Annotated in this window: 25 protein-coding genes and 1 other annotated feature; of the genes, 16 read left to right on the plus strand and 9 right to left on the minus strand. The window is 45.3% G+C overall.

What is annotated here, in order from left to right; translation table 11 throughout:
- Positions 1 to 42: 42 nt before the first annotated feature.
- Positions 43 to 672, minus strand: a complete 630-nt coding sequence (locus tag BW42_RS05015) for a DedA family protein (protein WP_035408181.1) — start codon at positions 670 to 672, stop codon at positions 43 to 45.
- Between the two features lie 214 nt (positions 673 to 886).
- Here BW42_RS05015 and BW42_RS05020 point away from each other — a divergent pair, with 214 nt between their 5' ends.
- The 4 genes from BW42_RS05020 to BW42_RS05035 all read left to right on the plus strand — a co-directional run bounded on the left by BW42_RS05020 (position 887) and on the right by BW42_RS05035 (position 2,992).
- Positions 887 to 1,429, plus strand: a complete 543-nt coding sequence (locus BW42_RS05020; RefSeq protein ID WP_035408183.1) for a GNAT family N-acetyltransferase — start codon at positions 887 to 889, stop codon at positions 1,427 to 1,429.
- 25 nt (positions 1,430 to 1,454) lie between these two features.
- Positions 1,455 to 2,258, plus strand: a complete 804-nt coding sequence (locus BW42_RS05025) for a hypothetical protein (protein ID WP_035408185.1) — start codon at positions 1,455 to 1,457, stop codon at positions 2,256 to 2,258.
- A complete protein-coding gene (locus BW42_RS05030; RefSeq protein ID WP_035408187.1) occupies positions 2,224 to 2,619 on the plus strand; it encodes a hypothetical protein in 396 nt (131 codons plus the stop codon). The genes BW42_RS05025 and BW42_RS05030 overlap by 35 nt, the downstream gene beginning before the upstream one ends.
- A gap of 91 nt (positions 2,620 to 2,710) precedes the next feature.
- The gene (locus BW42_RS05035) at positions 2,711 to 2,992 is read left to right on the plus strand and encodes a hypothetical protein (protein WP_035408189.1); all 282 of its coding nucleotides are present in this window, start codon (positions 2,711 to 2,713) and stop codon (positions 2,990 to 2,992) included.
- 57 nt (positions 2,993 to 3,049) lie between these two features.
- On the opposite strand, the gene BW42_RS05040 is transcribed toward BW42_RS05035, so the two are convergent.
- Together BW42_RS05040 and BW42_RS05045 are read right to left on the minus strand one after the other, a co-directional pair.
- Positions 3,050 to 3,232 carry a hypothetical protein gene (locus tag BW42_RS05040; protein ID WP_035408191.1) on the minus strand — a complete coding sequence of 61 codons (183 nt, stop codon included), beginning with the start codon at positions 3,230 to 3,232 and terminating at the stop codon, positions 3,050 to 3,052.
- 128 nt (positions 3,233 to 3,360) lie between these two features.
- The gene (locus tag BW42_RS05045) at positions 3,361 to 3,996 is read right to left on the minus strand and encodes an NAD(P)-dependent oxidoreductase (RefSeq protein WP_035408193.1); all 636 of its coding nucleotides are present in this window, start codon (positions 3,994 to 3,996) and stop codon (positions 3,361 to 3,363) included.
- A gap of 163 nt (positions 3,997 to 4,159) precedes the next feature.
- On the opposite strand from BW42_RS05045, the gene BW42_RS05050 reads away from it, so the two are divergent.
- The gene (locus tag BW42_RS05050) at positions 4,160 to 4,597 is read left to right on the plus strand and encodes an Rrf2 family transcriptional regulator (protein ID WP_035408195.1); all 438 of its coding nucleotides are present in this window, start codon (positions 4,160 to 4,162) and stop codon (positions 4,595 to 4,597) included.
- Positions 4,598 to 4,608: 11 nt separating this feature from the next.
- On the opposite strand, the gene BW42_RS16285 is transcribed toward BW42_RS05050, so the two are convergent.
- From BW42_RS16285 to arr, 3 genes are all read right to left on the minus strand, one after another.
- On the minus strand, positions 4,609 to 4,785 hold the full coding sequence (locus tag BW42_RS16285) for a hypothetical protein (RefSeq protein ID WP_155960154.1): 177 nt from the start codon (positions 4,783 to 4,785) through the stop codon (positions 4,609 to 4,611).
- Positions 4,786 to 4,891: 106 nt separating this feature from the next.
- Entirely contained in the window at positions 4,892 to 5,407 is a 516-nt protein-coding gene (locus BW42_RS05055) for a hypothetical protein (RefSeq protein WP_052019027.1), read from the minus strand.
- A 16-nt stretch (positions 5,408 to 5,423) separates the two neighbouring features.
- Positions 5,424 to 5,825, minus strand: a complete 402-nt coding sequence (gene arr / locus BW42_RS05060) for an NAD(+)--rifampin ADP-ribosyltransferase (protein ID WP_035408197.1) — start codon at positions 5,823 to 5,825, stop codon at positions 5,424 to 5,426.
- Between the two features lie 193 nt (positions 5,826 to 6,018).
- On the opposite strand from arr, the gene BW42_RS05065 reads away from it, so the two are divergent.
- From BW42_RS05065 to BW42_RS05075, 3 genes are all read left to right on the plus strand, one after another.
- Entirely contained in the window at positions 6,019 to 6,558 is a 540-nt protein-coding gene (locus BW42_RS05065; RefSeq protein WP_052019028.1) for a hypothetical protein, read from the plus strand.
- A gap of 141 nt (positions 6,559 to 6,699) precedes the next feature.
- The gene (locus BW42_RS15985; RefSeq protein WP_052019029.1) at positions 6,700 to 7,119 is read left to right on the plus strand and encodes a MarR family winged helix-turn-helix transcriptional regulator; all 420 of its coding nucleotides are present in this window, start codon (positions 6,700 to 6,702) and stop codon (positions 7,117 to 7,119) included.
- 19 nt (positions 7,120 to 7,138) lie between these two features.
- Positions 7,139 to 7,561 (plus strand): MarR family winged helix-turn-helix transcriptional regulator, encoded by a 423-nt coding sequence (locus BW42_RS05075; RefSeq protein WP_035408199.1) that lies wholly within the window; start codon positions 7,139 to 7,141, stop codon positions 7,559 to 7,561.
- Between the two features lie 107 nt (positions 7,562 to 7,668).
- Here BW42_RS05075 and BW42_RS05080 read toward each other — a convergent pair whose 3' ends face one another.
- On the minus strand, positions 7,669 to 8,172 hold the full coding sequence (locus BW42_RS05080; RefSeq protein WP_035408201.1) for a hypothetical protein: 504 nt from the start codon (positions 8,170 to 8,172) through the stop codon (positions 7,669 to 7,671).
- Between the two features lie 348 nt (positions 8,173 to 8,520).
- On the opposite strand from BW42_RS05080, the gene BW42_RS05085 reads away from it, so the two are divergent.
- The 3 genes from BW42_RS05085 (at position 8,521) to BW42_RS05095 (ending at position 10,819) form a co-directional block, all read left to right on the plus strand.
- On the plus strand, positions 8,521 to 8,904 hold the full coding sequence (locus BW42_RS05085; RefSeq protein WP_035408203.1) for a hypothetical protein: 384 nt from the start codon (positions 8,521 to 8,523) through the stop codon (positions 8,902 to 8,904).
- A 155-nt stretch (positions 8,905 to 9,059) separates the two neighbouring features.
- Positions 9,060 to 10,145, plus strand: a complete 1,086-nt coding sequence (locus BW42_RS15990; protein WP_052019030.1) for a GGDEF domain-containing protein — start codon at positions 9,060 to 9,062, stop codon at positions 10,143 to 10,145.
- Positions 10,146 to 10,207: 62 nt separating this feature from the next.
- Positions 10,208 to 10,819 carry a YdeI family protein gene (locus tag BW42_RS05095; RefSeq protein ID WP_035408205.1) on the plus strand — a complete coding sequence of 204 codons (612 nt, stop codon included), beginning with the start codon at positions 10,208 to 10,210 and terminating at the stop codon, positions 10,817 to 10,819.
- Here BW42_RS05095 and BW42_RS16290 read toward each other — a convergent pair.
- Positions 10,808 to 11,035: a hypothetical protein gene (locus tag BW42_RS16290; protein WP_155960156.1), complete on the minus strand. Its 228-nt coding sequence runs from the start codon at positions 11,033 to 11,035 to the stop codon at positions 10,808 to 10,810. The two genes, BW42_RS05095 and BW42_RS16290, sit on opposite strands and share 12 nt — an antisense overlap.
- A gap of 11 nt (positions 11,036 to 11,046) precedes the next feature.
- Between BW42_RS16290 and BW42_RS05100 the strand changes: the two genes are divergently transcribed.
- The 3 genes from BW42_RS05100 (at position 11,047) to BW42_RS05110 (ending at position 12,665) form a co-directional block, all read left to right on the plus strand.
- Positions 11,047 to 11,388 (plus strand): alpha/beta fold hydrolase, encoded by a 342-nt coding sequence (locus BW42_RS05100; protein WP_052019031.1) that lies wholly within the window; start codon positions 11,047 to 11,049, stop codon positions 11,386 to 11,388.
- A 25-nt stretch (positions 11,389 to 11,413) separates the two neighbouring features.
- Positions 11,414 to 11,908, plus strand: a complete 495-nt coding sequence (locus BW42_RS05105; RefSeq protein ID WP_052019032.1) for a hypothetical protein — start codon at positions 11,414 to 11,416, stop codon at positions 11,906 to 11,908.
- Positions 11,909 to 12,227: 319 nt separating this feature from the next.
- Positions 12,228 to 12,665, plus strand: coding sequence for a hypothetical protein (locus BW42_RS05110; protein WP_035408207.1), 438 nt, complete (start codon positions 12,228 to 12,230; stop codon positions 12,663 to 12,665).
- A 46-nt stretch (positions 12,666 to 12,711) separates the two neighbouring features.
- Here BW42_RS05110 and BW42_RS05115 read toward each other — a convergent pair whose 3' ends face one another.
- Positions 12,712 to 13,191: a hypothetical protein gene (locus BW42_RS05115; protein ID WP_035408209.1), complete on the minus strand. Its 480-nt coding sequence runs from the start codon at positions 13,189 to 13,191 to the stop codon at positions 12,712 to 12,714.
- Positions 13,192 to 13,391: 200 nt separating this feature from the next.
- Positions 13,392 to 13,648, plus strand: a binding site (T-box leader).
- Positions 13,649 to 13,713: 65 nt separating this feature from the next.
- On the opposite strand from BW42_RS05115, the gene BW42_RS05120 reads away from it, so the two are divergent.
- Together BW42_RS05120 and BW42_RS05125 are read left to right on the plus strand one after the other, a co-directional pair.
- Positions 13,714 to 14,940 (plus strand): MFS transporter, encoded by a 1,227-nt coding sequence (locus BW42_RS05120; RefSeq protein WP_035408211.1) that lies wholly within the window; start codon positions 13,714 to 13,716, stop codon positions 14,938 to 14,940.
- 19 nt (positions 14,941 to 14,959) lie between these two features.
- Positions 14,960 to 15,481, plus strand: a complete 522-nt coding sequence (locus tag BW42_RS05125) for a GNAT family N-acetyltransferase (protein ID WP_035408214.1) — start codon at positions 14,960 to 14,962, stop codon at positions 15,479 to 15,481.
- The last annotated feature ends 132 nt before the right edge of the window (positions 15,482 to 15,613 follow it).

Genomic DNA, 15,613 nt, shown 5'->3' on the forward strand with positions numbered 1-15,613 from the left:
CCTTCAAACTGTTCCGACGTTCCTTCAAAAAAGAAGTAACGTTTAGTCTTCTTTTCCCGCTTCGTTTTTCCCTGAAACGACGCGTTTCTCAAGTCGCTTCCGCTTGAGCCATTTCACGAGCACTCCGAGCAGGAACAATACGAGTAAGGCAAGTCCGAAATACGGTACGACTTCCGGCTTGATATGAAATGTCTTTCCTGCAAAGTGACCGAGTAAGACAAAGGGGACGACCCACAGCGCGGAACCGATTGCTGACACAAAAAAGTACCGACCGAACGAAATCCGCTTCATGCCCGCAAAATACGGATTGATCTGCCGCACACCCGGAATGTAAAGACCGCCGATGATCGTTCGATTGATTCGTTCCATGTAGCCGTTTGACACCCGCTCCCAGCGTTCCTTCGTCAATCCGAGGAATCGACCGTACCGTAGGACGGTCGGTCCGAAGAAGCGCCCCGCTCCATATGCCGTCAGCATACCGACGAACGTCCCAGCATACGCAGTCAAGATCGAATAGATTAAACGTTCTTCGTTTTGACCACTTAAGATGCCAATCAGGACGAGTAAAGATTCTTCCGGTGCTGGAATCCCGACGATGCCAAAAAATAAAAAAATAAAAATAACGCCGTATCCATAGGCATCGAGATACTGATTGACCGTATCCATGTTCATGTCGTCACGTCCTCTACTGCTGTCTTTCTGTACTGTTTCAACGTCTTCTGACTATGTATTCGTTCCTGTTGAAGCAATTCCTTTTTTAGAAAAATTAAAACCTGGTTCATTCGAAAATTGACCTGTTCTCGCATCTCTCCTCGTGACAATGCTCAGTCTGTAGGAGATGATGAATAGAGTAAAGTAGATCTCTATAGAAAGAAGGAGGATGACAATGAAAGAGACTGAAAAGCTGACGATTCAACCGCTATCGTTCGAGAGCATTCCATTCGTCAATCATTCCAACGATTCATTCCCGATCATCGGACGCATCGTTCCGCAGTTTTCTGGTACCGCATGGTCTTATACGGAAGAACTCTATGAAACCGCTACTGAAACCCGTTTTCCTGACGATCGACTCGATTGGGCGACGTATATCGAAAACGAGAATCGAATCGTCCTCCTCGCCTTTTCCGGCACTTCTTGTGTCGGACAGATTCGTCTTGTTCGTGACTGGAACCGTTTCGCCTACATCGAAAACATCGCGGTCAAACAAGCGTTTCGTAAACTAGGGGTCGGACACCAATTGCTTGTCGCTGCGTCAAAATGGGCACAGCAACGTGAGTTGAGTGGTCTGTCACTCGAAGCACAGGACGATAACTTGATTGCTTGCCGTTTTTACGAACGAGAAGGTTTCGTGCTCGGCGGTGTCGATAGTTTAAAACAATTCGCCAATCCACATATTGACCTGACATTGTATTGGTATAAACTATTTTGAACGTCAGTCGGAAAGGGCTTATCTCATGTTATCTATCGTTAAGAACAGTTTCATTTCCGCGATATTGTTCGTTTTCTTGTATGCACTCATTGCTGGGTTTGAGATGGGTGACCCAGCAATATACGGCACTTCCTTCACTGACTTCTTTATGAGTGGTCTATTGTTTGCCGGTCCCGCCATTCTGATCGGTGCACTCTTAACAGAAGGGCTTCCGCGCCTGTTATTTCGTTCGGATATTTCATTTGCACAACGGGTCATCCTCAATCAAATCGTCGCGTTATTCGCAAGCATCGTCCTCTATCTGCTCATGCAACCAAATTCGTTTTCGCTCGTTCTCATCTTATTCTGTTCTGGTGTAGCGTTGATTTATTACATCGTCTCCGAGTCGGCGCGAAAGTATCCGTCTTTCCTCCCCTATCTGTTCGGGTGGCTCGGTCGGACCGTCTTCAGCTTTTTTCTGTTTCTCCAATTGTTTGGCTCGATGACGATGATAGTTCCGTTTTTGTCTTACGCGGTGCAGCTCGTCAATGAACAGTTGGATGCTGTCATGCTATTATTCTTCAGCGGTACCGTGATTGCTGACGCTCTTTTAGCTGTCCGCTTCACGAAACGTTCGCCACCGTGGATGACGCATCTCCTCGTTCATCAAGGTACGGTCTTCGTGTTTGCCGGTGCGTTCATCTTGTTCAGTTCACTTCCCGCGCTATTTTTCATCGGAAACGTAGTCGCTACCTTTTTATATGTAATGATCACCCGTCTATTCATCCTCATGAAGACTGGAAAGGAGGAGTACCATGATCCGTCTGTCATTTCGACTACTGATGAGTAATTGGATTTTTCTGATGCTTTATCAACACCTTCCGTCATCACCACGTCTCATGCCCGATCCGGACGTCGGCTATTATCCAGGTGTCTTTGAGACCTTGTTGTCGTTTGTGATCGTCATCACGGTCGGTGGCATCCTGACCGACGCGATTCGTTACTTCCGCTTTCGCTCACGTCCACTACCTTGGATAACACACCTCCTCCTGAATCAAGGCATCGCCTTCCTAATCGGTGGAATCTTATTAATGGTGTTCAATGGTCTGTTTCAACCGATCTATTTTCAGGCAATCGCGAGTAGCGCCGCTTTCCTCTACTTTTTGATGACGCGTTTGACATTGTTATACAAGAAAGATTCAGCTGTTTGAAATCAGCCACTTTCTTACATTTTTGTTAGGTAAAACAAGAAGACCTACGCTTTATACTAAATGTATCGTTTAGTAAAAGGAGACATGCCACATGTTTCGTCAAAAATCGCTTCTGTATTTACTCATTTTTCTGTCCTTTGGTTTAGCTTTCGATACGATCACAGGATCGTCTCACCTTCCGTTTTTCGAACCCCTTCATCTTTTGATGACTTCTCTTGCGTTGACGATCACGACCGCCTGTTTAACTTTGTTCTTTCTGCTTTACTACGGTCTTCGTCCGCATCTCGAATTACTGATCGTCCTTCCCTTTTTGATTTTGACGAGCGGCATCACGTTCTTCTTCGTCTTCTTGAGCGCAATGACTGTCATTTAACGTCACCAAAAAGCCCGTCTTCTTTAAGAAGACGGGCTTTGATCGGTCATATGTAGATCACGGTTTGGCATGAAGCTCTAGCAACGGATCGGTGTCACTCGGCCAATTGATTTGTCCTGCGTAATGATCTTCAATCGTCGCGACTGGTTCCGAACGTTCGAACCGAGACGGTTGCGTTGACGTCGTACAGACGATCAAGACAGCTAACAGACTGATGATACTAAAATATCGTCGCATCATAATGTATGCTCCTTTTGTTATTTCTCTTCTCATTTTAAGCAAACTGCGCTGATTCGCCATCCGTCCTCCGCTGTATCTCTCACTCCGCCCATCAAAAAAGACCGACTAGATACGTCGGTCTGACAACGTTATCCTTGTTCACCAACGACGGAAAACCGTTCGTTGAGGTGTTGTCCCTTTTCAAGCTCATCCACTACAGCAATGGCATAATCCGCGTAACTGATGTAGCTCTCCCCTTTTGCATTTAGAATCATCTGCTCGCCGCCGACCGAATACGTTCCTGTTCGTTTACCGCTCGGATCAAAGAATCCAGCGGGGCTGAGATACGTCCACGTCACGTCTTGCTGTCCTTGTAGTTCGATCAGATTTTTCCCCATGTTCGAGGCTGTCGGATAATACGCTTCCGGGAAATCAGGTGTTTCCATGACGCGTGTCGAATGACTCTCGTCGACGAATAGGCTTCCTGCTCCACCGACAACGAATAGGCGCGTCGTACTACCTGCTAACAGATTGATCAAGTGACGCCCGACTTCGATATGTTTCGTCTCCTCACCGGGTGCTGCGTTAAACGCATTGACGATTGCGTCAAACCCGTTCAAGTCGTCTTTCGTCAGCGCGAGGACATCGCGCTCGAGAATCGTGACGTTAGCCGTCACTTTTGCCGCATTACGGACGATTGCTGTGACGTCATGCCCGCGCTCGATTGCTTCTTGTAGAATCAATTGCCCTGCTTTTCCTGTTGCACCGATAACTCCAATGTTCATGATGATTCCTCCTTTTGATATGTAACTACTTCGATTACATGTAACCAATATAGTTACAAATAAAGTGTTTGTCAACATTATTGTCTCTATTCCCTGTTTCTTGCCAAATGAATGATACAGCGTATAATGAGAGAACACTGTTGTTAAGAAGGAGGGTCATCCGTTGGCCATCAGTACACGTTTTTCCGTCGGCATCCACATTCTCTCGTTGATTGCGACCGACGAGAAAATGACATCCGACTTGATTGCCGGCAGCGTCAATACGAATCCGGTTGTCATCCGTAAAATCATGAGCATGCTTAAAAAAGCCAGTTTGATCGAAGTTCGTCCGGGTGTCGCCGGTGCGCGACTCGCCCGTCCATTGTCTAGCATCACGCTGCTTGACGTTTATCACGCTGTCGCTGTCGTACCGGACAAGGAATTGTTCGGCGTCCATGCCGCACCGAATCCAGACTGCCCGGTCGGACGAAACATCCAGTCAACGGTCACGCCAATCTTCGAGCTTGCGCAATCCGCCCTTGAGAAAGTGCTGGCTCATGTCACGCTTGATGATATCGTCAATGAAATCGAACAAAAAGAAGCATCGTCCTCGAAAGGATGATGCTTCTTACTTTAGAAAAACCATTGGTATAGCAAATATCCTCCACCAAGGATTACGACGACTGCAAGCATCTCAAGTCCGCGCATTCCGTCGTTTTGTCCACGAGGTACGGCACTACCAAGACCTTGATCAACACCATCGCGTAGATGATCGAGTGTTTGTTTCTTTTCTTGTTTGTAGCGAGACAATCGAATAACCCCCTTTTTACATATTGTACCATTCCATACTCACTTTGTAGTGCATTATGCCAAAAAGAATACGCGGTATTGCTTATCTTAAATTTAATTAGTTTCATTATTCATTTCGAAGCAATTTCATGCACCCGATCTTTTCAACGATCAGAACATCTTGCTCAAAACGTTTGATTGAACGTTTCGATGCTTGGTCCGCTAATAAATTCGGGTGACCAAAGCATACATTCAATATCGAATTGAGTTTCTCTGTGTCACCACCGATGAAATAGTGGGACATATATGCCTTGTCTTCTGAAGCAATGACGACGAATGTCGCCATATCAAGGACCCCTTCGACATCCTCTGCTGTCAGGAATTTGTCTTTTGCAGATGCTTTCTGAAAGTCATACGAATCGATGTTGAAAATCCTACCTTGCAAAAGTTCGAGAATTGATTTCCGGTAGATACAATAGACTCCAAAGATCGTTTCAACAGGTGGAACGAACGGATCTTCCATAATCGTGATCAATAGCTCGTCGTCTCGATCCAGGCGAATGGCATGAAAGTGATCGACTAGTAATTGATCAATAGCGATCATGGTCTTTGGCTTGATCGATTTGAAATCATGTATAGACACGTCTTCTCCCCGTCTTTTAGTCAATGATTGTATCCTTCCCTTCTGCTCGTAACCGCTGAAGCGATGCTTTCATCGTCTCAATCTCTTCGTCCGTATGCCGTTCCCACGTTCCGAGTTCAGCGATGATCTTCACAGGTTCAGTCGAACGATACGACCTGGTCGGATTGCCTGGAAATCGTTTGTTCGTCAAATTCGGATCATCTTCATACGCTCCGAGCGGCTCGACGAGGTAGATGTGCTCTGGAGCGTCAGATTGTGCGAGCTCCGCGCCCCACTTCGCTGCATCGAGCGTTGCCGTGAAATAAATATGTTGAAGCGGATGTTCTCGAAAATTCGATGCATGTCCCGGCTTTAATTCGTCACCGATTTGAAGTGTCGCTTTCGTACCATGGAAAAATGGACCTTCGACTGTTTTCATATACTCGCCTCCTGACTTGATACATTCAGTATAGACAGTAGATTCATCGAGATGTAGTCTGTTTCAAAACGAAATTTCAAGGTATACTTATAGCAAAAGAAGACAAATTTGTCGTCAGATTGTAACTCGTTTTTCATCTACCCGTCAGGCATGATGGGATTAGTCATTTTATATAGGAGGTCATCCGTTTAACGTGAAGTTCTTTAAAGCTTTAGCGAAAACCGAAGAGGCTGTCTGGATTCCAGAAGCCGAGTGGCAAACCGTTTGTAAGCAAGAAGGATTGACAGTGCCGAATCATCCACAAGAACAAATCGTTGGGCTTGCATATAATAATCAACGCCAGATTGTTGAGGTCACTCGAAACTTACGTCTCCCTTCACTAAGTTATTACGTTACGATTCTTGAACCACCGAATAGTCGGTCGCTTGTCTCGAAACGATCCTATTTGACCGTTCTTTATGAAGGTACGAAACAGACGGAAAATACAGAATATGGTACGTTTTCTTTAATTGAAATCAATGTCAGAGAAGAAGGTCTTGGCGAACGCGGTTTGTTGCTCGAGGCTTTGATTCAAGACATTGTGAAAAAATTTAAGTCTTTTGTCATTCGTGGCGACTATGCGACGATCACCTTACAAGGACGCGTCTCTGAGAAGTGCTTTACGAAATATGGATTCCAATTGAAGGATTCGTATCTCACGTTATCAAGCGGTATACTTCCTGATCGGATTTGATTCGATCAGGATTTTTTTATAGGTATATCGAAATAATGGAAAGTGATGGTTTTTCGCTCAAACTAGTAGCATGAGATATTTTTAATATGGTATGGTGAAACTAGTTCAACAGCAGTACATTCTATATTTAAGAGGTTCTCCATGACAACAACTACAGAGACATATCCAATGGCATGCTGGCATACAATTGCGACCTATCATAATCAACAAATCAAGCGCGTCAACGCTTTCTTAAAACACTGGGATCTGTCCCATACGAATCTGGAAGTATTACGTTGCTTACACACGACCTCATGCACGAGTCAGAAGGAAATCGCCGAACGGATCCAAGTGACCGATGGCACGATTTCACACGGAATCAAACGACTGTTCGACCGGCAACTGATCACGCGTCAACGGAAATGGAAGACGAACTATCTTCTGCTGACGGAAAAAGGAACAGCCATCCTACAAGAAGTGGTGCCCGCCTACGAACGTTTTCAACAAGAACAATTCGCCGCTTTGACGGCTCGACAACAAGAAGAATTGATCCGTTTCTTCGATAAGCTCAACCCTGCGTGACGAAAGAGGAGGAAAAAATATGACCTTCACATTCGAATCCTCGATGCAGCACTGGAACGCCATTCAGCGACTCCATGGCCGTTATTCGAAAGAAGTCAACGATGTGTTGAAACCAAAAGGACTCTCGAAGTCCCAATTCGATTTATTGATGACCTTGTATCACCAAGAAAGTGCGACGCAAAAATCACTTGAACGAACGCTTGAACTCTCAAGTGGCGCCATTTCACAAACGGTCAAGAAATTACTTGCTGAACATCTCGTCATCCGGAAACGGATCAATCGAGAAAAGCGGGTTTTGTTGACAGAACAGGGAACGAAGTTGATCCAAACGTCCGCTCCTGAAATCGAGGAAATCGATGATCGTTATTTCCGCGCCTTTACATCAAAGGACCACGAAACGTTTGATCAATTGCTGCATAAGATGCAGAGCGATCATTTTTAAATACTTCTAGTCGCTAAAACTTTGCAAGTCCTTCTCTCTTCTGCACGGTACAGGAGAGAGAAGGACTCTTTTTGTTGTTCATTGGTAACATCATGTCGCGCGATTTTTTAATCTGACTCAGACATTTGCCATTCCTCTCGAGTCCACCATGCGATCAAGCTCGCCATTAATAAGATGCTTGCCCAGTAAATCAAGAAGGTATTGCCGTTAAAGTATTGACTGTTCATATAGGGCGAAGGCATCGACGTAATACTCGTTAAATAGTCCCCATCAATCGTTCCACGATCTGCAATGACTTGTTGTTTGACCAACACTTGATACTGGCTGAACTGTTCGATTTGATAAAGGATGCCACACACAAGATAGATTGTCGTGCTGGTGGATAGACCAATCAAGGATAAAAAACGTAACTGCGCTTCTCTTATCCATTTCAACATCAGAACGATCCCAATCGGAAAAAGTAACAGAAGTAACAGAAGCGGAAGAAACCCTAGATTCCCATTGCCACTAATTTGTTGTGGATATATTTGCGTCGAGCGACCCAAGGATACAAGAAGTCCACTAAAGATGCTCAATGCTACTATCAATCGGTCTACCTTCACGATTCTCATCCAATCATACCCTCCTTTAAAAAGTGTTCCTAATCAATATGACTACCTTCATTATACAATAAGGGGATATTTGAAATTTCCTTTTTCAGGAATAAAGGGTATGCATTATCTGATTTCGATTATCTATCGATTTCATTTTTCAATCAATCATGTTTGCAGGATACCGCTTGCATCGATCTCTCCCGCATAAATCGAAACCGGGACGTAAACGAGCGAAGCAGACGGTCAGTGCAGACTAATCGAATGTTGTATACCAGAAAAATCCAAGATTCTTCCTTCTCTTTTGTAAATTTTTCTCGATATTCTGACGCCGTCGCGTAATAATAGATGAAAAGGAGTGGTCTGACCATGCTATTACGTCATATGACACATCGGCATCATATGAAATCCATCGTGTCACGCGGAGGATTATCGCCGGCATTCCAAGTCGATGCACCAAAAGGCTGGATCGCGTTTGAAGTCGATCCTCCAAGCGAAGCGTACCAAATGCACTTTCATCAATTAAAGAGTGAGTGGCAAGATGGAGATATCGTCACCCTCGAATTCGACGGGGAGAGAATGCAAGCAGCAGGTTTTGAAATTCTGCACTCGAATGAAGATGTCCGCAATCAAGATGCAGAGAGATTAGGGGTATCCATCAAGGAAATTGGCTCGTTTGCATTCATTCATAATTTCGTCTCACTTGATTATCTAATCGAGTCTTCACGCGAGAAAATCTCAGAGTATTATTGATTTAGAAGAGAACCTGTTATCTTTTTTTAAAGATAAGGTAATTACGATACTTTAATACACCTTTAGGGTATCGTTGGTTGTATAGAATAAATATTTACTAAATAAATCATTTTATTGTAATTATCTTTCAGAAACCATTCGAGAGGAACACGAACATGTGGAATACATTGAATCATCTCATCCTCAACGTCGCTTTAACCTTTTTCTTCGTGCTCATCTCTCTATTCTTTTTTAAGCGGTTTCAATTCCGAAATACGCTCGACAGTTGGCTGAAAAAAAATCTGTTAGTGCTCATTCTTGCAACCGGTGCCGGCTACTGGGTCATTCACAATGCCATCACCTATGAGGGATTTCGTTTCGATTTGTCGATTACTTTAATCGTCATCGCCTTCATCTATGGAGGCATCAGTAGCGGCTTCATTACGACGCTCGTCTTCGCTTCCCTTCAAACGTTTGTTTTTCATTCCAATCATGCATTTTGGCTTGTCGGTACGTATCTAATCGTCAGCATCGTTGTCTTATACTTACAAAATGAAGCACCGGATCGCTTTATCTCGTTTCCGATCATTTTTTCAATCGCACTCATTCTTTGTTTACCATTCGTTCAACATGTTCGTCCGAATGACGTGACGGCGATGACGGTATTTCTCGTCGGAAACGGCTGTGCCGGTCTCCTGCTACACAGTATTCTGCATCAAGTCCGCTGGCACTTCCATCAAGTCCGGATGCATCGGCGTCTCGCCTTGACGGATATGTTGACGGGACTTGATAATAGGCGCCATTTAGAAGAGACGGTCCAACGATATAAATCACAACAGATGAACTTTTCAATCATGATCATCGATGTCGATCATTTCAAACAGGTCAATGATACATACGGTCATGATCGAGGGGATCATATCTTACGACAAATCAGTGCCTTGCTTACGTCCTATTGTCCCCCTTCTTGTGTGCTCGGGCGATTCGGCGGTGAAGAATTCATGATGCTGTTACCGGAATATTCATTGCCTGAGACGCGTCGAATCGCGGAACAAATTTGTATAGCTAGTGCCACGCGAACGTATGAGTTATCAGCGACGGAACCGCTACAAGTGACGTTATCGATTGGTGTGTCTCGCCAAACCCATCAACCGTCTGAGAGCTATAATTTTCTGCAGACAATCCAGCAGGCAGACGCCGCTCTCTATCAAGCGAAAAAGAGTGGTCGGAATTGTGTCTTTCATCATGACCCATTACGTTAAAGAAAAAGTGCCCCCTCGCGTGACGTCGAGGGGGCACTGCTATCTGAAATGGAGGAACGAACGTGGAAATCACGAATGTCTTACGCTTTACCAATCGCGATGGCTTTCGACAGTGGCTGACGAACAACGCAGATCACGCGACCTTCTGTTGGGTGATTCTCAGTCGAAAACAAGTCGGGAATGGGTTACTTTATCTCGATGCCGTCGAAGAGGCACTTTGCTTTGGCTGGATTGATGGAATTGCAAAGAAGACCGAAGACGGTGAACCGGCGCAACGGTTCACCCCGCGTCGAAAGAACAGTAACTGGACCGAACTGAACAAGGAACGGGTCCGTCGCTTAGAGCGCCTCGGCTTGATGCAACCGTCCGGACGACAGGTTCTACCAGACATGCGTGCGGATGCGTTCGTCATCGATGACACCATCCAGGCGCGTCTACAAGAAGACCCAATCGTCCATGAACAGTTTAATGACTTCCCGGAGCTCTATCGACGCATCCGGATTGATACGATTCAAAGTGTACGTAAGGATCCCGCTCTCTATGAAAAACGTCTGCAAACGTTGATTGAAAAAACGAAACTGAATCAGATGTACGGTCAGTGGAACGACGGGGGTCGTCTTTTACTCGAAGATGTTCCGGAGACGGAATCAGAGGCTGATCGGTCAGACCGCTAAGAAAATCTCTTCTAACGATTGGCGTTCAATCTGCACCTCGTAGACTTTGACGTCTTGTTGCGCAAGCATGACGAGTAACTCTGGAATATCCTCTTCCGTCGATAAATCAAGCCGTGTACAATCATCAGCTTGCGACAAAAACCGAGCGTATGCTGGCAGATGCGATGGCGCTAATCGCGGAACAGTCCTAATACGGATTTGAATTTCCTGCCTCATCGCTTCTTGTAATGACGCAACGGTTCCAGAGCGGACGATTCCACTGGCATGCGCGCGGTACGACGGCCGCTGCGATCATACGTGCGCTTCACCATGATGATGTCCTTGATTTTCTCCCGGATGTTCCACTAACAAACATTCAGTTGTACGTCGCAACGTTACCTCCAGATCAAGCACCCATCCGTCAGCAGGCGACGAATCTATTACATGAGATGACGCAAGCAACCATTCACCATGTGCCGGGTACAGGACATATGTTGCACTGGGATCGTCCCGATGTCATCATCGAGGCGATTCGGCATCATTGGTCGTTCGATAAACAAGATTTGATCAATAATGCTAGAATAGAATAATTTATACGTGAAAGGTCGATGAACCATGAAAAAATTTCGCGGTAAACGCCGTTATTTTAAAAATCTAGAACTTGAGTTCAAAAGCTTCTCTTCTCCTTCCTATATCGATATAGACGATTGGTTTAACGACTGGCATGTACACCCTGACTTTTATGGGCACGGCAACGCGAGTCTTCGTATTCGAAAAGCCCATCTTCGGATTGCGTTGGGCGCTTTGCAGGACATGCGGCAACACCTAGCGAAAAAACAGATTGAACATCAGATATATATGACGATTGCCCTCGAAGATGCTTCACAAGACGCACTGCATGTCCACACGTCGAATCCATACGGGACTCCTTTCCCACTCGAGCGGGTTCAGTCTTTCCCTCTTTCTTTACATGTTCCGACCTGGGTAACGGAACTCTTTCCGAGCAACCGTTATACGTTTCATGAATCACAAGAGGAATTTGTTGACTATACGGAAGATGAGCCTGTCAGCTCAATCGTCACGCTTTTTTACATCTTGCCTAATTCTTAAATGGATACGACTACGAGCCACCCTTTCTTTAACAAGAATAGGATAGCTCGTTTTGTTCGTTTTCTCTTATGATAGCAAGATGACCTTGCCGAATTTACGGGCTTGTTTGACGTATGCTTGAACTTCTCGTGCTTCAGCGAGCGAAAACGTTCGATCGATGACGAACGGAATCGTCTTCGTTCGAACCGACTTCTTGTATGTAAAGTCATGGGAAACGGACTCTCGAAATTTAAGAAAGGAATAGCCTTTCTTTTGAAAGACACCTCCGCTTGCTTTGTTTTATTTTGATAAAATAAATAAAAACAAATGGAGGTGTCTCATGAAACGTACCTTAGTGTTAGCCGTTCTTCTCATCTTAGTCGTCTGCTTCATTGCTTTCGAACCGTTCCGTGGTGCGCCACCGAACCCTGAAGTTAAGGCAAACGGAAAGGATGTTTCGACCGTCCAAGGGTCTTATTGCTGGAATAGCTTACTCCGCAGTCAATGTGTCGATAAGACATACCGTGACGGTCTTGATCTAGCAAAGAGAAAAACGCCAGTTACTGTCTCTGCTGGAGCATCCGTCCGTATCGAATTATCCGGTGATCTTAAAAGCGTGAAATTATCGCAATGGAACGATCAAAAACAGGGATCCCCCGTCGCTTTGAAAAAAAATCAATTCAACGCCCCAACAGAACCCGGTCTCTATGCGTATGAATTAAATTCGCGCTGGAAACAAGGAGACGGACAATTCGGATTCTTACTGAAAGTGCAGTAAATACAATAACCCCACTGTCGTCTCATGACTTCAGTGGGGTTTGCTGTCATCCGGTTTGACGATACAGTTGCAAGATTCCGAAAACGGTCAAGATGAGATATCCTGTTCCGATGAACAGAAAGACTGGGCGAATCAATTGATCCTTCGGTTGACGCGTAATGCCTTCGAAGAAACAACTGACGATGAAACCGAGGACTAAGATTCCGCCATACATGAAGAGGAACGAGACGAGAAGACCGACGGGACTTGGGTGCGTTAGTGAAGGTGCTAGCCACAAGATACTACCAATGAATACGGCAAGCATGAGAGTACCCAGTACGATCCCGGTAAGTGGATGGATTGTGTTCAGTCGCCGGATCACATCATGATGTTTGACGAGTCGCTCCACTACTGTCATCGCTGACAGACAGGTCAGTAAAAATAAGATTAAGAAATAGATCGCTTGCTCGATCGGACGGAACGTCGTAAAAAAGACAGCTCCGGTAAGAACCAGGAGTGGAGATATGAAAAAAATCAAACGTTTCATTTCTTTCCCTCCTTCATATGACTTTCTTGAAAGTGAACGCGTGACCATGACAATGTATCATACAACCTGTTACATCTTTCACCAATTCAATCACTTTTCTAATTCTGATATCTATGTATCATTTTCAATAATTGTAAAAATTTGATAAAATTCTTTGCGGTTTCATTTGGCATATGCTAGGATGAGACAAATCACATGAATCAAACGCGTCGAAGAGAACAGTACGTCATCTCGGCTTTTCCTAGAGAGCTCCGATTGGTGGGAAGGAGCATCAGCCATTGACCGAACCAAGCCTCTGAGCAGCACGGTGGAACCGAATCGGGGATATAGTGACGGGTGCTCCCGTTATCGAGCTCAGGTATTTACCGTTTGAAAGCGGTCGTACCGATGAAGGCGGTACCGGTGACGGTTTCGCGAACAGGGGTGGCACCACGACACGCACAGTCTCGTCCCCAAGACCAACGTCTTGGAGGTGGGATTTTTTTATTGGCTTAAAACACAATTAAAAAAGGAGTGTGTTATATGTCGAATTGGAAATACCCTGGATTGCTGTTACTTGGTGTCGGTGTCTCGAACATTGGAGCTTGGGTCTACTTCATCGCTTTGAATTTAATCGTCCTCGAACGAACGGGATCGGCGTTCGCCGTCTCCGTTCTCTATATCCTGTTACCGATCTCCGCGCTGTTGACGAGTCTTTGGTCCGGCAGTGTCGTCGATCGAATCAATCAACGTCGCTTGCTCGTAATGCTTGACGTCGGGCGCGCCGTGCTCGTCTTTTCACTGACATTGATCGATTCATTGTATGTTCTTTATGCGCTCGTCTTCATCTTGAACATCGGTAACACGCTATTTGAGACATCCTCATTGATCTACATGACGAAGCTCGTTCCGGAGACGAGTCGCCAACGGTTCAATGCATTAAAGAATTTCATTCAGTCGGCCGGTTTCATTCTCGGACCATCGATTGCCGGCTTTTTATTTTTAATCGGTTCTCCTGAGACGGCGATTGTCCTCAACGCGGGAGCACTGTTGTGTTCTGCCACTTTATTGTCCGTCTTGCCTGACGTCCGCTTGGCGGCGACTACAGCAGTCCCCTTCTCACTCCGAGTGATTCTTAAGGACTGGAAAGAAACCTTTCAGTTTGCACGGACTCGGCGCTACATCACGCTCGTCTACGCCTTCTATGCGCTGATGATCGTCTTGATGAGCGGACTCGATTCGCTTGAAGCCTCGTTTGCGACGATCGTTTTGCAGATGGACGAGAGTACGTATGGATTCCTCGTCAGTATCGCCGGAATCGGCATCATCTGTGGTTCCGCGGTCAATGCAACCTTTACGCATCGCTTGTCGCTCCGGTTCTTGATCCAGTTTGGGGCACTGATGACGCCTGTCGGTTACTTGATCTTTGCCTCGGCGACGTCATTCTTGATTGCAGCGATCGGCTTTTTCTTGCTAAGTTTTGCCCTTGCATTCGCAAACACTGGCTTCATGACGTTTGCTCAAACACACATTCCGGTCGAATTGATGGGACGGTTCCTCAGTAGCATCCACGTTGTACAATCGACTAGTGTCATTCTACTGACTGCCTTGATCGGTCTATATGCCGAGACCTCGATCCGCTTGACGTATACCGTTGCTTCAGTTAGTTTCCTCCTGATTGGTGGCTTGATCGTCTTCATCGTGCAAGACCGAACGAAACGTCAATATTTTACGACCGAAACCGATGAAACGATTAAACTTTCGTCATGAGAAGGAAAGGAAGATATTCATGCAGTTGACTGGAGAACGAATTTTTCTACGACTGATTAACGTGACGGACGCGCACGTCTTCTTCGAACAAACACAAAATGAGACATTACGTTACCTGACCGGAACGACAGTGACGTTTTCGCTCGAACAGATTGAACAGCATATTCTCTCGATTCAAGCTGATGCGACGCGTCATGATTTTGCAATTTGCCTGACGTCGGGTGAGATGATTGGTGAGTGTTCGATACTTGATATCGATTTGGATTCAGGAATCGCTGGCTTTCGGATTTCACTGCGTGCCCTCCCCTGGACCGGTCAAGGATACGGGACAGAGGCAATCGCGTGTATCTTTCGATTTTGTTTCGAAGAACTTCAGCTGAGTCAACTTGAACTCGAAGTGTTTTCGCACAATGAACGAGCAATTGCAGCTTATAAGAAAGCCGGTTTTCAAATCATTGAAATGATCCCTGATGCTTTATTGTACGATGGCGTTTCGTTTGACGAAATCATCATGCGGAAACGGAATCCACGCGTTGTTTAAAGAGTCAATCCTGATGTAGCACCTACTCCGTGAGGTGCTATTTCTATTTCCTTAAAACTAATATCCATAATTAACAGATTTTTTAGTCAATTCACTTTTATTTGTATATAATGGAAAAATAAAAAGAAATAT

Source organism: Exiguobacterium sp. RIT341 (assembly GCF_000632205.1).
In the GTDB taxonomy this organism is placed as follows: Bacteria; Bacillota; Bacilli; order Exiguobacteriales; family Exiguobacteriaceae; genus Exiguobacterium_A.

Coding starts and splice junctions, on each gene's coding strand:
- BW42_RS05105 (WP_052019032.1), top strand. CDS start 11,414: ATGAAAAAATTTCGCGGTAAACGCCGTTATTTTAAAAATCTAGAACTT.
- BW42_RS05035 (WP_035408189.1), top strand. CDS start 2,711: ATGTTTCGTCAAAAATCGCTTCTGTATTTACTCATTTTTCTGTCCTTT.
- BW42_RS15985 (WP_052019029.1), top strand. CDS start 6,700: ATGACAACAACTACAGAGACATATCCAATGGCATGCTGGCATACAATT.
- BW42_RS05030 (WP_035408187.1), top strand. CDS start 2,224: ATGATCCGTCTGTCATTTCGACTACTGATGAGTAATTGGATTTTTCTG.
- BW42_RS05020 (WP_035408183.1), top strand. CDS start 887: ATGAAAGAGACTGAAAAGCTGACGATTCAACCGCTATCGTTCGAGAGC.
- BW42_RS05115 (WP_035408209.1), bottom strand. CDS start 13,191: ATGAAACGTTTGATTTTTTTCATATCTCCACTCCTGGTTCTTACCGGA.
- BW42_RS05045 (WP_035408193.1), bottom strand. CDS start 3,996: ATGAACATTGGAGTTATCGGTGCAACAGGAAAAGCAGGGCAATTGATT.
- BW42_RS05025 (WP_035408185.1), top strand. CDS start 1,455: ATGTTATCTATCGTTAAGAACAGTTTCATTTCCGCGATATTGTTCGTT.
- arr (WP_035408197.1), bottom strand. CDS start 5,825: ATGAAAACAGTCGAAGGTCCATTTTTCCATGGTACGAAAGCGACACTT.
- BW42_RS05085 (WP_035408203.1), top strand. CDS start 8,521: ATGCTATTACGTCATATGACACATCGGCATCATATGAAATCCATCGTG.
- BW42_RS05100 (WP_052019031.1), top strand. CDS start 11,047: ATGACGCAACGGTTCCAGAGCGGACGATTCCACTGGCATGCGCGCGGT.
- BW42_RS16290 (WP_155960156.1), bottom strand. CDS start 11,035: ATGAGGCAGGAAATTCAAATCCGTATTAGGACTGTTCCGCGATTAGCG.
- BW42_RS05080 (WP_035408201.1), bottom strand. CDS start 8,172: ATGAGAATCGTGAAGGTAGACCGATTGATAGTAGCATTGAGCATCTTT.
- BW42_RS05125 (WP_035408214.1), top strand. CDS start 14,960: ATGCAGTTGACTGGAGAACGAATTTTTCTACGACTGATTAACGTGACG.
- BW42_RS05015 (WP_035408181.1), bottom strand. CDS start 672: ATGAACATGGATACGGTCAATCAGTATCTCGATGCCTATGGATACGGC.
- BW42_RS05040 (WP_035408191.1), bottom strand. CDS start 3,232: ATGATGCGACGATATTTTAGTATCATCAGTCTGTTAGCTGTCTTGATC.
- BW42_RS05120 (WP_035408211.1), top strand. CDS start 13,714: ATGTCGAATTGGAAATACCCTGGATTGCTGTTACTTGGTGTCGGTGTC.
- BW42_RS05075 (WP_035408199.1), top strand. CDS start 7,139: ATGACCTTCACATTCGAATCCTCGATGCAGCACTGGAACGCCATTCAG.
- BW42_RS05110 (WP_035408207.1), top strand. CDS start 12,228: ATGAAACGTACCTTAGTGTTAGCCGTTCTTCTCATCTTAGTCGTCTGC.
- BW42_RS15990 (WP_052019030.1), top strand. CDS start 9,060: ATGTGGAATACATTGAATCATCTCATCCTCAACGTCGCTTTAACCTTT.